This is a genomic window from Waltera acetigignens, assembly GCF_025567015.1.
GTDB classification, from domain to species: domain Bacteria; phylum Bacillota; class Clostridia; order Lachnospirales; family Lachnospiraceae; genus Acetatifactor; species Acetatifactor acetigignens.
In genome coordinates, this window is record NZ_JAOQJO010000015.1 from 1 (window position 1) to 13,999 (window position 13,999).

17 protein-coding genes and 1 pseudogene are annotated in these 13,999 nt (G+C 37.7%); 12 read left to right on the plus strand and 6 right to left on the minus strand.

Annotation, left to right across the window (positions count from 1 at the left end):
* The first annotated feature begins 173 nt into the window (after positions 1-173).
* Positions 174-550: pseudogene (locus OCV96_RS19440) on the plus strand (DUF6483 family protein).
* A gap of 437 nt (positions 551-987) precedes the next feature.
* On the opposite strand, the gene OCV96_RS13705 reads toward OCV96_RS19440, so the two are convergent.
* Both OCV96_RS13705 and OCV96_RS13710 read right to left on the minus strand, forming a co-directional pair.
* Positions 988-1,512 carry a hypothetical protein gene (locus OCV96_RS13705; protein ID WP_005602883.1) on the minus strand — a complete coding sequence of 175 codons (525 nt, stop codon included), beginning with the start codon at positions 1,510-1,512 and terminating at the stop codon, positions 988-990.
* 283 nt (positions 1,513-1,795) lie between these two features.
* Complete coding sequence (locus OCV96_RS13710) at positions 1,796-2,227, minus strand: hypothetical protein (RefSeq protein ID WP_005602881.1); 432 nt, start codon at positions 2,225-2,227, stop codon at positions 1,796-1,798.
* Positions 2,228-2,869: 642 nt separating this feature from the next.
* On the opposite strand from OCV96_RS13710, the gene ltrA reads away from it, so the two are divergent.
* A complete protein-coding gene (gene ltrA / locus OCV96_RS13715; RefSeq protein ID WP_262594735.1) occupies positions 2,870-4,153 on the plus strand; it encodes a group II intron reverse transcriptase/maturase in 1,284 nt (427 codons plus the stop codon).
* A 101-nt stretch (positions 4,154-4,254) separates the two neighbouring features.
* A complete protein-coding gene (locus OCV96_RS13720) occupies positions 4,255-5,658 on the plus strand; it encodes an IS1182 family transposase (RefSeq protein ID WP_262594736.1) in 1,404 nt (467 codons plus the stop codon).
* Positions 5,659-5,836: 178 nt separating this feature from the next.
* Here the strand turns inward: OCV96_RS13720 and OCV96_RS13725 are convergent, their stop codons facing one another.
* From OCV96_RS13725 to OCV96_RS13735, 3 genes are read right to left on the minus strand one after another with little or no spacing between them, the layout of a single operon-like run.
* Entirely contained in the window at positions 5,837-6,442 is a 606-nt protein-coding gene (locus tag OCV96_RS13725; RefSeq protein ID WP_119623830.1) for a GNAT family N-acetyltransferase, read from the minus strand.
* A gap of 48 nt (positions 6,443-6,490) precedes the next feature.
* Positions 6,491-7,423, minus strand: a complete 933-nt coding sequence (locus tag OCV96_RS13730) for a DUF4367 domain-containing protein (RefSeq protein ID WP_015561001.1) — start codon at positions 7,421-7,423, stop codon at positions 6,491-6,493.
* A 4-nt stretch (positions 7,424-7,427) separates the two neighbouring features.
* Positions 7,428-7,949 carry an RNA polymerase sigma factor gene (locus tag OCV96_RS13735; RefSeq protein ID WP_243095884.1) on the minus strand — a complete coding sequence of 174 codons (522 nt, stop codon included), beginning with the start codon at positions 7,947-7,949 and terminating at the stop codon, positions 7,428-7,430.
* Positions 7,950-8,326: 377 nt separating this feature from the next.
* Here OCV96_RS13735 and OCV96_RS13740 point away from each other — a divergent pair, with 377 nt between their 5' ends.
* From OCV96_RS13740 to OCV96_RS13775, 8 genes are all read left to right on the plus strand, one after another.
* The gene (locus OCV96_RS13740; RefSeq protein ID WP_262594737.1) at positions 8,327-8,734 is read left to right on the plus strand and encodes a hypothetical protein; all 408 of its coding nucleotides are present in this window, start codon (positions 8,327-8,329) and stop codon (positions 8,732-8,734) included.
* Positions 8,735-8,749: 15 nt separating this feature from the next.
* Positions 8,750-9,175: an LptM family lipoprotein gene (locus OCV96_RS13745; RefSeq protein WP_005602876.1), complete on the plus strand. Its 426-nt coding sequence runs from the start codon at positions 8,750-8,752 to the stop codon at positions 9,173-9,175.
* Positions 9,176-9,212: 37 nt separating this feature from the next.
* The gene (locus OCV96_RS13750; RefSeq protein ID WP_005602838.1) at positions 9,213-9,740 is read left to right on the plus strand and encodes a hypothetical protein; all 528 of its coding nucleotides are present in this window, start codon (positions 9,213-9,215) and stop codon (positions 9,738-9,740) included.
* Between the two features lie 65 nt (positions 9,741-9,805).
* Positions 9,806-10,345 carry a hypothetical protein gene (locus OCV96_RS13755; RefSeq protein ID WP_015521442.1) on the plus strand — a complete coding sequence of 180 codons (540 nt, stop codon included), beginning with the start codon at positions 9,806-9,808 and terminating at the stop codon, positions 10,343-10,345.
* Positions 10,346-10,397: 52 nt separating this feature from the next.
* The gene (locus tag OCV96_RS13760; RefSeq protein WP_005602834.1) at positions 10,398-11,171 is read left to right on the plus strand and encodes a hypothetical protein; all 774 of its coding nucleotides are present in this window, start codon (positions 10,398-10,400) and stop codon (positions 11,169-11,171) included.
* A 488-nt stretch (positions 11,172-11,659) separates the two neighbouring features.
* Positions 11,660-11,923: a hypothetical protein gene (locus tag OCV96_RS13765; RefSeq protein ID WP_005602830.1), complete on the plus strand. Its 264-nt coding sequence runs from the start codon at positions 11,660-11,662 to the stop codon at positions 11,921-11,923.
* 6 nt (positions 11,924-11,929) lie between these two features.
* Positions 11,930-12,544 carry a hypothetical protein gene (locus OCV96_RS13770; RefSeq protein WP_005602828.1) on the plus strand — a complete coding sequence of 205 codons (615 nt, stop codon included), beginning with the start codon at positions 11,930-11,932 and terminating at the stop codon, positions 12,542-12,544.
* A gap of 260 nt (positions 12,545-12,804) precedes the next feature.
* The gene (locus OCV96_RS13775; protein WP_005602826.1) at positions 12,805-13,149 is read left to right on the plus strand and encodes a helix-turn-helix domain-containing protein; all 345 of its coding nucleotides are present in this window, start codon (positions 12,805-12,807) and stop codon (positions 13,147-13,149) included.
* Positions 13,150-13,173: 24 nt separating this feature from the next.
* Here OCV96_RS13775 and OCV96_RS13780 read toward each other — a convergent pair whose 3' ends face one another.
* Positions 13,174-13,407, minus strand: a complete 234-nt coding sequence (locus tag OCV96_RS13780; protein WP_005602824.1) for a hypothetical protein — start codon at positions 13,405-13,407, stop codon at positions 13,174-13,176.
* 248 nt (positions 13,408-13,655) lie between these two features.
* Between OCV96_RS13780 and OCV96_RS13785 the strand changes: the two genes are divergently transcribed.
* Complete coding sequence (locus OCV96_RS13785) at positions 13,656-13,868, plus strand: helix-turn-helix domain-containing protein (RefSeq protein ID WP_014081251.1); 213 nt, start codon at positions 13,656-13,658, stop codon at positions 13,866-13,868.
* Positions 13,869-13,999 lie beyond the last annotated feature (131 nt).

The following is a 13,999-nucleotide window of genomic DNA, read 5'->3' on the forward strand; positions in this document are numbered from 1 at the left end:
CAAGAAGTAATCAACTGCCTTTTTTAGAAAAAGTAGAAAAACTGCGCCACAGCCTTGGCAGGCCATCGCGCAGCGATTTTGTTCACTTTCAGTTTTATAAGTCGACTTATATTTACAATACAGTTAGTTTATATGTCCCAAACAATTAGAATGGCATTTAAGGAGATGGAAAAATGAATTTTACCGATGAGAAAGATTACATCATGCGAATGATAAAAGAAATGGTTAGAGTATTATTTTCATTAGCCTTTGGGAAAGAGTATGTTTCTGTTGAACTTGAAAAAGAAAACAAGTATGAAGTATCGGGAAAAAATTTCTTGATATGATTGATTTAGGAAAAATTAACGAAGCAGAGAACATACTTTTAGATAGCATTGACTATACAAACAATAACGAGGTAATAGAGGTGGCTCTTTTTTATCAGTACCTTAGTGAAAAAGATAATAAGTTTTTGGAAAACAACAATTATACAAAAGAAGAAGTGCTTTCTGGTTTCAAACAATTACTTATGAAGTCGGGATATAGCGATTTGCTTTATTTGCTCAAATGATGAGTAATATTATAAAAATTCACCTTTTTAAAAACGCCCGTATCGGCATTACTGCTGATACGGGCGTAGCCTTTTTCTGCCAGAGGGAAGATTACAAATTTGAGGTCAGATACTATCCTCTCTGAGAATCAGATTGTTCTCGACAGTAATGCTGAAATCGGAGAATAATGATGAGCCTTTGAGAATTGCAAAGGAGCAAGTATCTACGTTTGCACACATTGGTAAATGATTTATTTTTATATCCAATTTTGTACCACGAGAATTAAGCAAACCTTTACACAGGTTTTGCTCTAATTCATTTTTGGGTACACGAAAAGAAATCATCACTTTTCCGGTGTCTAACAGACAGATTTGTGCTTTAAATTCAATTCCTTTGTATTCAAACTCCACATCTGTAAAATGAGGTGGCTTTTCCTCGATAATAAGTACAGACATAATCAATAAGTCAGAGAAGATGATACATCAGGTGCGGTAAAAGAAACTCCTTTAGCATCAATCATAAAACCGCTGAGTGTTGCCGTATTGGTTCCACGCTTTGTTGTTACTCCCATGATGTTGCCAGAAGCACTTCCGTCAAACTCAATATCTCCAAGCAAGTAAAATCCTCCACGATTCGTGGTAACATCTCCTGCAAAAGTCATAAGTCCTTTGGTATAAGAAGTAATGCCCCAATAAATTTGTGAACGGTTAACCCAATAAATGGCTGCTGTTCCTGCATCACCGTATGCTGTTGAATAAGGAATGACTTCCGTTTCTGGATCATAAACAATAGTTTCGCCATCCTCATTGATGTAAAAGTGAACAATAGAAATCTCGGAGTTTGGATCAGGCGCAGGTGCATCATCAGGCAGCCAAGATGGTAATGTTTGCGACGGTGCTCCTTTTGTATCTGCGGCAAAGGCGGTAACACTCATGGAGAGTAGCATAACAACGGATAACAGGACACATAATGCTTTTTTCATAGATTAACTCCTTTCGTTTGGTATCAATGCCCATTGAGAGCATGGAAAATTAGTAGATAAAACCATCGGCAGCGCATAACCTAAACATCGACTATATAAGCTATGCGCTTGTCCTGCTGATTTTAAGTCGCAGCCTCCATAGTGGGCAAGAGAAATAAGCAGACCCACACAAATGCTCCCATAAAGTATTTACCGTTGCCATCGCTTATTTCACCTCCTGTTTTGTGGATTTACTTGTATAACGGACAGACACAGAAAAAGGGACAATCTTTTTCTAAATTTTTTAGACGGTGCGTTCGGTAGAAGTTGCATCAATCTTGTCTACCCCAGTTGTGACAACTACTCTGGTGCGGTATGTAATACCCATTGTGCCGGTGTAAGTTTTGGTAATGCTAACCGATCCAGTTCCATCAATCGACCATGAGGTGACGGGTGTCCAACCATTCCCAACTTTCTTTTCCAGATAGAGGGTACCTACGGATGATGTCGTCGATTTTTTTGGTGAAATGTATACCGACACAGAAATCTGCTTGCCAGAGATTGAGATAGACGGGACAACAACATTGGTGCTTTCCCATCGGGGAGTAATGGTTTGTATCGAACCTGTTTGCGACATACTCTCAGGCGCATTTGATGCCGCCGATGCGGGTACGGCATGAGCGGTCATCAGTAGAGCGGTAGTTAGTGCCAATGTGACAATTTCTTTTTTCTTCATAAATAAAATCCTCCTTGTGCATTATTGGTATCACCCATATAACGCACAAGGAGGAAAAAAGGGACAATGCTTTCGTGTTCCCATAAAACAGTATTTGCAAATGCTCCCGCAATGGGGAAGATTGGGCGCGACTTCGGTCACGCCTTTTCTTTGTTTGCGCGCCATGGGCGCGCTCTAACGGGTGTAAGTCCCGAACACGCCCAGATAGTGGGAAGTGTATAGCCGAACAGCAAGGGTGTCCACCGTGAGGTGGAATCTGAAGGAAGCTGTAAGCAAATCTCCGGTCCGACGGACAGAAATCACATATAAGGCTAGGCTACGAGAGATAAGTTGGCAAAGAACAACGAAATCTAATAACTATCACTTTTGTAGTAGCAGAGTAAATGTGGCGGATATATGGAGAGAAAGAGCGAGCACCTTAAGCGTGGAGATCTCACAGAGGTTCCATTAGCCTAGTAACAACGAACTGTGAGAAGTCAGCAGAGCCCATAGTAGTGAAGAAGTCTCTGTAATGGAGATGGAGCAAAGGGGCGAACAATCAATAAGTTTGAGTAGGTCTCGTATTGCAGAGGAGACATTCATCTGCCGTAACCAATCGGGTAAAGGGTGGTCAAATCAAGCGAGACGGAAAGGAAAGAACGCATGGACACAAGTAGTCTAATGGAGCAGATACTATCTAGCGATAACCTCAACAGGGCATATCTGCAAGTCGTACGAAATAAAGGTGCAGAGGGAGTGGACGGAGTGAAGTACACAGAACTCAAAGAACATCTTGCAAAGAACGGCGAAAACATCAAGGAACAGTTGAGGGCGAGAAAATATAAACCTCAGCCAGTACGAAGAGTGGAGATACCAAAGCCTGATGGCGGTGTCAGAAACCTGGGAGTACCAACAGTGACAGACAGATTTGTACAACAAGCCATTGCACAGGTATTAACGCCAATCTATGAGGAACAGTTCCATGACCACAGTTATGGATTCAGACCGAACAGATGTGCACAACAAGCAATTCTAACAGCACTTGAAACGATGAATGACGGTAATGAGTGGATTGTAGACATCGACTTGGAAAAGTTCTTTGACACAGTAAATCATGATAAGCTCATGACTATCATAGGCAGAACTATTAAAGATGGAGATGTTATCTCTATCGTAAGAAAGTACCTTGTCAGTGGAATCATGATTGATGATGAATATGAGGACTCTATCGTGGGAACACCCCAGGGAGGAAATCTCTCGCCGTTACTGGCAAACATCATGCTGAATGAACTCGATAAAGAAATGGAAAAGCGTGGGCTTAACTTTGTAAGATACGCGGACGACTGCATCATTATGGTCGGAAGTGAAATGTCTGCCAACAGAGTCATGAGAAATATTTCACGATTCATTGAGGAGAAACTGGGGCTTAAGGTCAACATGACCAAGAGTAAGGTAGACAGACCACAAGGACTTAAATACCTTGGATTTGGATTCTACTTTGATACAAGAGCACATCAATACAAGGCGAAACCGCATGCAAAATCAGTAGCGAAATTTAAGAAGAGAATGAAAGAGCTCACGTGCCGTAGCTGGGGCGTTAGCAACAGTTATAAAGTGATGAAACTCAATCAGCTTATCAGAGGGTGGATTAACTATTTCAAGATAGGTAGTATGAAAACACTTTGTAAAGAGATGGACGCAAGAATTCGTTGCAGACTGCGCATGTGCATTTGGAAACAATGGAAAACTCCGCAGAACCGCATAAATAACTTGATAAAACTCGGAGTAGATAAGGATACAGCAAGGATTACAGCCTATACGGGTAATCGAATAGCATATGTTTGTCAGCGAAGAGTTATGAATTTTGCAATAAATAAAGAAAGACTAACCCGTTTTGGATTAGTTTCTATGTTAGATTACTATACTGAAAGGTGTGTTACTTGTTAAATTGATTGAACCGCCGTGTACCGAACGGTACGCCAGACTGTCTAACGATTGGTATTTATGATATAATTAAGTTACAAGATATAGGAATTGGGGGCTTAATTATGGCATATATTGTTGGAATAGATAGAAATCAATCCAGAATGATTACAGCATCGTTAGATGATTTGATTGATAAAGATAATTCAGTCCGCGCAATTGATTCCTATGTTAATTCATTAGATCTACTCGAACTGGGTTTTACAGAATACAGAGGGACTAATAGAGGGCAATCGCCATATCGTCGTTCTGATTTGTTGAAACTGCATGTTTATGGCTACTTGAATAAAATTCGATCGAGCAGAGCTCTGGAAATGGAGTGTAAACGAAACATTGAACTCATGTGGCTGATCAATGCAATAACACCAGATCATGGAACTATTTCTGGGTTCGTAAAAGAAAACAGAAAAGCTTTTCATAATACGTTGCAGCAATTGACACTTCTTCTTAAAGGATGGGGCTTGATCGATGGAAAGCTGATAGCAATTGATGGCACTAAAATTCGTGCTCAAAATAGCAAGCACAATTGTATCACCCAAAGCGGTTTAGATAAAAAGATTGCTTATACTGATGAAAAAATAAATTCGTATCTTATGGCCATCGAAAAAGAGAATACGGTCGATTCTGAATATAAAGCCAAGCTGGAAACCTATCAGAAACTGAAAGAAGAATACTTATGCCAAAAGACAGAACTTGCAGAAAATGGATTAGAGCAAAAGAGCCTTACAGATCCTGATTCCCGGCGAATGAAAAATAATGGCTCTTTGGATATTTGTTACAATGTACAATCTGTAGTTGATTCAAAAAATCATTTTATCGTAGATATATCTACAACAAATGATATCAATGACCAAAATCAGCTTCATGTCATGGCTAAGAATGCGAAAGAACTCTTAGACATCGAGGAGTGTACAGTTATCGCTGATACCGGATATTATAATGCGACTGAAATTAAAAACTGTATCGATGACGGCATGACTGTATATATCAAAAAATCAAAAGCCAATAATAGTACAAAGAATAATGAATTTCGTAAAGAAAAATTCACCTACAACTCGGAAGATGATACATATATCTGCCCGGCAGGTGAGAGGTTATCTTTTTTTGAAAACACATCAAAAAATGGGTTGAGATATAAAAAATATAAGTGTGCATCCTGTTCTACATGTAAATATCAGAATAGTTGTACATCATCCAAAACCGGAAGGACGCTTCAGCGTTGGGAACATGAAAATATCCTTGCTGATGTTCGCAAATCAACATTGGAAAACAATGATGTTTATAAACAGAGACGATGCATTGTAGAGCATCCGTTTGGAACAATCAAACGCACTTTAGGATATAGCTTCTTTCTTAGACGCCAAAAAGAAAATGTCGATGCTGAAGCAGCATCCATGTTTATCGCTTATAATTTTAAGCGATTATTAAGTATGTTCTCAATTCAAGAATTGGTCAACAGATTTGAATAATCGAAAAGAAAAAAGCATCGAAAAGAACTTTAGGGCAGTCCTTCATTTAGTAGAATGAAGAAAATATGAAAATCCGTTTGTCAGACCGTAGATTTTGCTACCTCAAAATGGTTTCGTTAGACAGTCTGACGCACGGTGGTGTGAGAGGTCGGAATTTCTCATTTAGGAGAAATTCCTCCTACTCGATTGCTTCCAAATCATCCAGAGGGATATATACTCCTCTGTTAATTGTCCAATAATCCTTATAAGCGTAACCGTCCATTGTCCCAACCAACAGCTTCGTTGACTTCTTAAATCCTACTCTTTTCATTGCTTCAATTCTTTCAACTGCATAAACAGGAACTTTTGTAATTATTTCCTCGCACTCAAACAAATCAAATGTAGGTGGTACAATAAGATTCATAATTGTAAAAATTTCTTCTGAAGTTTCATATTCACTTTTCAAATCAAGTCTAAGAACACCCACATGATTAAAGTTGTCGTTTGCACTACGATGAAACACTTCAATCGTGCCGATAGCTTCATGCTTTTCTTTGTCAATAATTGTCCACCTGACAAACCATTTGGATGAATAGGAACTAAGCCAAAACTTAATAGCTTGTCTCATTCGATCTTCATTTGGATAATAGAAATTATCTCCATGACAATTATCGCTGTTGAAAAACGGTAGTGCATTTTTATCACTATACACGCTTACAAGATCCTCGGCATCATCAAGTTGCGAAAACCTCAGTAGAAATTTATCATTTTCAAAAGCTGGACAGTTTTCATATACGTCTGACATTTTATTATACCTCCTGAAATTTTGATTTGTTCAGCTAAGATGAGTATATCATTCTGTTGTTATACCAGCGGCAATTTTTATCAGTTCGTCCATATCAATAGAGCCATATATAGAAAAGAAATCGCCATCCCGCTCATAGCAAATATAATTCAAATCATCTTTCTTGAAGTAGTAGCCAATCACACCATCCTTGTCAAACGATTCAATTTCTGTATTTTCTGCGTCGGCGTAAATCCTTGTATCTGATTTACTAAGAAGAATATTAAAATAACTCGATTCGTTGATGGCATATTCATAGGCAAGCATTTCCGGCTGTTCAACCGTATTCTTCAATTCCGCCCCGTCGGGAAGATAGGTAGGCTTATAGCTCTGCAAATCGGGCTTTGTGTTTTCCCCGTCGCTTTGCAGTTCAAAGATACTGTATTTTTCAAATGTCTCGACTATCCACGCAATCACTTTTTCCCTGATCTTTGCATTAGTTACCATAGCCGTTGAGAACAACAGGGTTATGGTAATTGCTGCGACTGCAACAGCTTTGCCGAACCGTCTGAACACAATATGCGTTCGGCTCTTTCCGGTACTACTTACAGCAGCATCCTCTTTTAGCTCCGTGCGTAAATAGTCTTTCATAGCAATTTTACAGGCGCGATTGAGAGAAGCATCCGAAATCACTTGCTCCGAGCTAAGCCCCATGCTTGTAGAAAGTAGTTCACGGTAAAAGCGGAAGCGACCCTTTGCATTTTTCATTTGGAAAAACTTTTCAGTTTCTTGGGGAGATAGCCGGAAGCAGTATCTACTAAATAATAGAACAATTCCCTGATGCGGCAAGTGCAGAATCTTTTCGCTTAATTCTCGGATCTTTGCTTTCGGTAAATCTACACAGGAGTAGGCGTCATTATCGGCGGCAGAGCGAACTTCTATATCCTTTTCAAAGCTGGCATTTGCTGCTTCATGCAGCATGGTTTGCCAATTCATATCCATATCGTCACCTTTCCTCATACAGTTTTTGGAGCTTCTTGACGAGCCGCTGCCCACGTTTTTTTGCGGCATCCTCCGAAATGTTCAGCAATTCACCAATCTCTCTATATCCCATTTCCAGCGTATAGCGAAGATAGATAAAATGCCGATCATCGGGATTAAGCTGATCTATTACCTCAGTCAGCCTATGTACATCTGCATTGTGAATACATTCATCTTCAATATCGTCCGAAATATTGTCCCAGTAATCAATGTGAACACTCTGTTGTAATTGACGTAGTACGTCAATAGAAGCATTTTTCACTATGGTAACGCAGAAAGCGGTCATTTGGGGACAGGGTAAATCAGAAATTTTTTCGATGTTGTCCATGATTTTTATAAATGCAGTGGACACGACATCCTCTGCGGCTTCCTCTGACTTCACAATATTAAACGAAATGCGCTGGAAGTGGATATGATGCTCATGGAATATCCGCTCTACCAGCGCACGTTGTTCATCATTCAAAACACTAAATAGGAGTATCATCATATAAGTTTCCTCATGGATAGCCCTGCAGCCATCCATTCTAAGTGAGCAAGTAAATTTATTCTTGCACATTATGGGTATTCGTTACAGCGTCTGCTTGTTTCAAATTATACCACAAGAATGTTGCGCAGGAAAGTGGCAACCCATTAACAAGGTATGAATCAAAAATAATCAAAAATAATTTCAAAAAAGTTTGTCCCTTTTTTTGATCTTGACCGTTATATGAGTAAAAGGACACGACAGGAGGTGAAATAAGCGATGACACAGGTTACTACTCTGCATAGGATTATGCGCGGGGCTGCTTATTTCTCCTGCCCACTATGGAGGCTGCGACTTAAAATCAGCAGGATAGGCGCATAGTTTATACATGAAATATTGCTATGCGCATATTTAGGAATGGTAATTTAAAAACTACTGGAAACACTTTGCAAGACAAGTTACTCTCTTATGGAAAATCGAATTCCTCTTGGGGATTAACTATTCGAGATGTCTTAATCGACTATTGCAATGAGTATGGAGTTGCGGCAACTTCAACATACTATGTAACAAATTTCGATATTTTTGCAGAAGTTGGTCGAAACCGTCCAGTAATTGTATTCGGATATTTTCCTGATTCTCCTGGGCAAGTTCAAAGTCGTGGAAAAGTATTTCATGCAGTTACCGCTTATGGAACATCAACAAGCGGGCTTGTTACTAAACTAATTGTCCATTACGGATGGTCTGGTTACAGTCACGTCACATTAGACGGTGGTTTAGTCGGTTCAAGTACACAGTTTGTATTAAATTAAAAAAGGAAGTTAAGTATGAAGAAAGTCTTTACATTTTTTCTCGCAATGGCAATTATATTTGGAATTTCTGGTTGTGGAAAGAAAGAATATATTGTTTTTCCTTTTTCTGCATCAGATGTTGTGAAAATTGAAACGTACTATTCTAACTCAGAGGCAGACACCAAGGAAAAAACGCTAACAGAAGAAGCGGATATTGACTACCTATATACGTTTTTTTCTGAGCTGCCTGTGAAAGATGCAAATTCAGATTCTACTAACGACGGTAGTACAATAAAATTCGTGTTTGATCTTTCAGATGGGACGAATTACGAACTTGTTTACATTGGTATTGCAACAAAAAAGGGATACCTACAATCTGAAACTTCTGATTTTTATTATTTTACATCTTCTGACATCATTGGTGTTTGGGCAAACTTATCTAAGATGCGGCTTGACTTTTAACAATCCCTAATATTATAATGCGAATGGAGGTGGTTAAATGCGTATTGGTTCGGGAGTGCAGAGTGTATCTGAATTATTTGGAAAGCGACAAAACAATAGCAAAACATCTGTTAACGGAAATGAGGCATTTCCTCAGACATCAATGAAAGTGTATTTAAAGACGGATGATATGTTGTTTTCAGGCGGAAATGGAACCGGTCTTTCGTTTTATATTAAGTATGCAGAAGAGTCAACAGATGATAATCCTGTAGTGATAGCCAAAGGGATTGATGAAAATGGAAAAGAATTTGAAGAAAAGATTAATATTAACGATATTGATTTGAGAAATGCTTCTTATGTCGAAATGAGTGCTTTGGAGGCATATTATGATGTTGATAGGGGTAATAGTCTCAGCTCTTTTCCACAAGAAACTGGTCACATGGGATTAAATGAAAGATGTGACCTTATATCCAGCTTTGAAAAGGTTATTCAGGATATGAACAAATTAGGAAAGTATGATTTGCAGATGTTTTATATGCGAAATATGAATACTTATCTAAATCTGGAAAGACAGAAAAAAGCATAAAGTTGTTTATAGATTCCTGTTGGAATGAAAATTTATACGATGTTAATTTGAAAGGAGATTTTAAAATGAAGAAAGTAAAAAGTTTAAAGGCGTTGGTGTTGAGTTTGATGTTATGTTTGGCAATGGGAACAACTGCGTTTGCAAGTGAAGTATCCACTCAGGGACAGGCTGCCCCTAATGCAAATAAGGCAGTAGAAGTAAGCGATTGTGGCGATTTGGACGTAGTACCTGCTTATGATGACGCCGTTGCTCTTGCAGATACGATTCAGTATGATGCAAATAGAACCATTACAAGAAGCAATTCCAGAAGCGGTGTATTCAACGGAAATTATTATTACACCATTAATAACTCAAGCGTTACAAAGTTGTGCTTAAATGTTTATATGCCTAATGAAAGTGGAACAGATTATCTTCAGGGAACAATTACTCTTGTAGGAAATGACGGAACAAGTGCACCGGTACAAATTGCTAACTATTCAGGAGATTCATGGACACTGACATTTACAGGTGTTAAGGTAGGCGTTAGATACCATTTCCATTATGAGTTGTATTCTGTTGGGTCTTCGCAGGTAGGCTATATTGCTTCTGCTGCTTATGCACAATAATAGCTGCTTGAATATGGGATATTAAGCAAGCGCAACAGAATATTTTCATTGTATGTTGCATTTTATAGCAATCTGGCATAAAGTGCAACATACTATAATAAGAAAATTAGATTATATTGCTGCTGGAGGGATTATAAATATGGTAAATATGGTAAATACCGCTGTAAATAACAATATTTACGCAGGAAGAAAATCAGGTTCAAAATATAACCAATCAAAGGCTTTTCAACAAAAGGAAGTGTTAGAGACACCGGATGTTGCAGCAGTTAACAAATATGCAAATGTTCAAGAAATTTATGAGGCACTAAAGTGTAACGTGTCATGTAGAGGATATGAACAGGGGCAGGATGAAATTGCTGAGAAAGAAATTCAAAATGATGAACCAGAAATAAGCAATGATTCCAGTGAAAAAATGACAGTATGGTATCAGGGTGTTCCTTTGGAAGAGTGGGCATTAACTGATCCTAAATACACGGATTCAGAAACGGGAATTTCATGGTATATTAGAGATGGAAAATATCCGTATATGGTAGGTGAGGATGCAGAAAAGTTCCGAAAACTTTGTGAAGAATCCGGGGAGTTTGCGCTAAAGAAATTTGCGGAAATGACGGGATTAATACAGAAATTAGATGACAATACAGTAGCGTATGTGGGTGATAACGGAATTGCAGTTAAATCTAAAGATGGGAAAGAGATGTTTGTGGACACATCAGGCTTATCATATGATATTGTTATGGATATGTTCAGAAATTTGCCTAGAAATGGGAATTTTTTCAGCAATAAGTATTGGTCAGACAATATACAGAAAGCACAGGCTCGGAGCTGATGATACGTTATATTGCAAGAGTGTGTATGCTTGGACTCCGATAGGAGAAAGCAGATTGGTTCTGATTGACAGAAGAATCATATGATTTCATCATTAATTTGGCAGGCAATAATATTCAAATTATTGCCTGCTAAATTTTTACCAAAATTCTTCTAATACCGTTTTTAGACTAGGAAATATTGTTGAAAGCGTACTCTCAATATATTCTTTAGAGCAGAACTGTAGCTTTGAAATAGTATCAATGCTGTGTTTTTTACTTGATTTCTGAGTAATTTTTGTTCTGTTGGTCATTTTCTGCAAAAACAGGTCACTTTCTGCATAGGATATTTTCTTTTGCTTTGATTCCTGCTATTCTTAGAATATACAACAGATTGCTCTATATGGCACATTGAATACTGAGGAAAGGAGAAGTAAATATAATTATGAATATGCTTATAGAATGATCTGCATATAACGACAAAATGATATTAAAATAGGGGGTGATTTTGATGAAAGATTTTCATTTGAAGATTTTAGCTATAATAATGATAATTTTTGGCATATTTGGTTTAAGTACGCTTCCGTTTCTTTCCATTATTGTCCAATATATTGACTCAATAACTGGATTTAGTTCAGGAAATGGATATCTTACCAATAACATGGATTATCTTTTTAAAAGTCCTCTTATTTATATTGGTGGCTTTTTTGTTTTTAGTATCATTTTGGCAATTATTTATCTGGTTTATAGTTTTTTTAAAGCAAAGCGGGGGTGACTTCTAATGAAAAAAATAATTAGTATGGTTTTAAGTTTTATATTGATTTTGGGGTGCTCGACAACAGCGTTTGCTGCGGAGACTCATAACTATGACACTGAAAATTTGCCTCATGATGGAGCTGATTATTTTGAAACGGAAATTAAAGCTGATGAGGAAAATGAAGAACGCATTTCTGATTTTGTTACCGTATATGGTTATCAATATACCAAAGGTAGTTTAAAAAGTGGTGCATGGAGAAATGGCACGAGTGGTGGTAGTTCTACATCTAGCGCAAAATTATCATTGAATTACACTCAAGATACTTCTTATAATATTTCCTTTAAAGCTTCAGTTTCCGGTGGATATACAAATGGTGGAACTATAGGAAGTGAGTTGGGTGTTACACTAGGTGCATCAAAATCATATTCTTTAGGTAGCGGATACTCCGTAACTGTTCCAAAAGGATCTCATTATTTAATCAAATATCGTCCTATGTATTATACATATAAGGTCGTTGAGACAAAATATAAAGAAAGATATAATGAAGCATTAGGCGGCATGGAGAGATATGTGGTTGAAACAAAAACCTGCTATGTAGACGTATTTTCGCACTGGGATTTTACACATGTAGCTAAGTAAAGGTGTATGTTACACTAAATAAAAGCAGGGAACTATCTATATCCATGCTTCAAACTGGAGATAAAGCTCGTGGATCTGCCACGGGCTTTTCTCATGTTGTTATATACATTTTGCTGAAATTTTAAATTTCAGTGTAAAAGTAGATTGGTGTTTAGAAGGAATATGCAAAGTATTACACGAAAATGTCAAAGGATTACAGTTTCCTAAAACCCATAATAATTTCTGATATAATGCGATAAGTCAGAAAGGATGATGGGGCTATGGGGAAAAGAGAGCACATATACGAAATTATTGCAGAGAATATCAGAAAAGAACGCAGAAGGCTTGGAATTACACAGGCAGAGCTTGCAGAACGGGCAGATGTATCATTGGATACTATCAAAAGTGTTGAAAATGGCAGAAGGGCAATGAGTCTTGATACATATTTGAATATTGTTCATGCATTGGAGTCATCGCCTATGGTTTTGATGAGCCAGCAGCACCCAGAAAAACACATTGAGCGTTTTGCATTTATGATGAATCGATGTGACGAAAGAGAAATAGAATTTGCATTACATATGATTGAACAAATATTAAGAGGACAGGAAGATTATCTGAGTGAATAGACGGGTAGTTATCCTGTCCTTTGTCTATGACTCTTTTGCAAATTTTTCAGCGAGATGGTATATGATTTCTTCAATGGTGGGAGTATCATTTTCACATGGAAAGTCTGTCCAGAAGCGTTGCATTTTTGGATCAGGGCTTTTTAAAGCAATGGAAACTGCCCGCCCAATTTCCTGTTGGACTTCTTCTTTTGTGATTCCTTCTTTTTCGGCAATGATTTCCAAATATTTATCAACAGAGTATGTGTTTTTATCATTCATAGTGTTGTTGTGAATCCTTTCTGAGAAGGGTATTTGCGGTCAAATTGTCAGGTGCTTGAATTGTCCCGGTTGAATACCATAAAAGTAAAACAGATAATCCGTTCTATATTACATAATAACCTTGAGAGCTGTTTTCTATGCAGATTATGGCTATTTTCTATTCTATCATATACATACAGTATGGTGCATACACGCACCATATCATTATAGGACACTCTTGCGTAGAATACAAGGAGGAGGTCTTTGTAATGATAGTATATGACAGGTTATGGATCACACTCAAGAAGAAAAATATTAGCCAGTATGCACTAATTAAAGATTATGGAATAGATAAAGCACAGTTACAGCGATTGCGAAAGAATATGGTCGTAAAAACGGTAATCCTTAACAGATTATGTTCCATACTTGATTGTAAGATAGAGGACATCATGGAGTTTGTGCCGGATGAGGATATTAAGTAAAGAGATATTTCCAAAATGTAATGAGAGTTTGGAAATATCTCTTTTTTAATCCGCAAATATTTATATTCTTGGTATTAAGGTGTACAATATTCCACCTGAAATAGCTGGTTTAGTCACTCTTACAAAAGATT

What these genes read in the sequence shown, in the direction of transcription:
- OCV96_RS13785 (WP_014081251.1), top strand. Translation starts at nt 13,656, where the DNA reads ATGATAGTATATGACAGGTTATGGATCACACTCAAGAAGAAAAATATT.
- OCV96_RS13765 (WP_005602830.1), top strand. Translation starts at nt 11,660, where the DNA reads ATGAAAGATTTTCATTTGAAGATTTTAGCTATAATAATGATAATTTTT.
- OCV96_RS13705 (WP_005602883.1), bottom strand. Translation starts at nt 1,512, where the DNA reads ATGAAAAAAGCATTATGTGTCCTGTTATCCGTTGTTATGCTACTCTCC.
- OCV96_RS13745 (WP_005602876.1), top strand. Translation starts at nt 8,750, where the DNA reads ATGAAGAAAGTCTTTACATTTTTTCTCGCAATGGCAATTATATTTGGA.
- ltrA (WP_262594735.1), top strand. Translation starts at nt 2,870, where the DNA reads ATGGACACAAGTAGTCTAATGGAGCAGATACTATCTAGCGATAACCTC.
- OCV96_RS13720 (WP_262594736.1), top strand. Translation starts at nt 4,255, where the DNA reads ATGGCATATATTGTTGGAATAGATAGAAATCAATCCAGAATGATTACA.
- OCV96_RS13740 (WP_262594737.1), top strand. Translation starts at nt 8,327, where the DNA reads ATGCGCATATTTAGGAATGGTAATTTAAAAACTACTGGAAACACTTTG.
- OCV96_RS13725 (WP_119623830.1), bottom strand. Translation starts at nt 6,442, where the DNA reads ATGTCAGACGTATATGAAAACTGTCCAGCTTTTGAAAATGATAAATTT.
- OCV96_RS13730 (WP_015561001.1), bottom strand. Translation starts at nt 7,423, where the DNA reads ATGGATATGAATTGGCAAACCATGCTGCATGAAGCAGCAAATGCCAGC.
- OCV96_RS13710 (WP_005602881.1), bottom strand. Translation starts at nt 2,227, where the DNA reads ATGAAGAAAAAAGAAATTGTCACATTGGCACTAACTACCGCTCTACTG.
- OCV96_RS13780 (WP_005602824.1), bottom strand. Translation starts at nt 13,407, where the DNA reads ATGAATGATAAAAACACATACTCTGTTGATAAATATTTGGAAATCATT.
- OCV96_RS13775 (WP_005602826.1), top strand. Translation starts at nt 12,805, where the DNA reads ATGGGGAAAAGAGAGCACATATACGAAATTATTGCAGAGAATATCAGA.
- OCV96_RS13735 (WP_243095884.1), bottom strand. Translation starts at nt 7,949, where the DNA reads ATGATGATACTCCTATTTAGTGTTTTGAATGATGAACAACGTGCGCTG.
- OCV96_RS13755 (WP_015521442.1), top strand. Translation starts at nt 9,806, where the DNA reads ATGAAGAAAGTAAAAAGTTTAAAGGCGTTGGTGTTGAGTTTGATGTTA.
- OCV96_RS13750 (WP_005602838.1), top strand. Translation starts at nt 9,213, where the DNA reads ATGCGTATTGGTTCGGGAGTGCAGAGTGTATCTGAATTATTTGGAAAG.
- OCV96_RS13770 (WP_005602828.1), top strand. Translation starts at nt 11,930, where the DNA reads ATGAAAAAAATAATTAGTATGGTTTTAAGTTTTATATTGATTTTGGGG.
- OCV96_RS13760 (WP_005602834.1), top strand. Translation starts at nt 10,398, where the DNA reads ATGTTGCATTTTATAGCAATCTGGCATAAAGTGCAACATACTATAATA.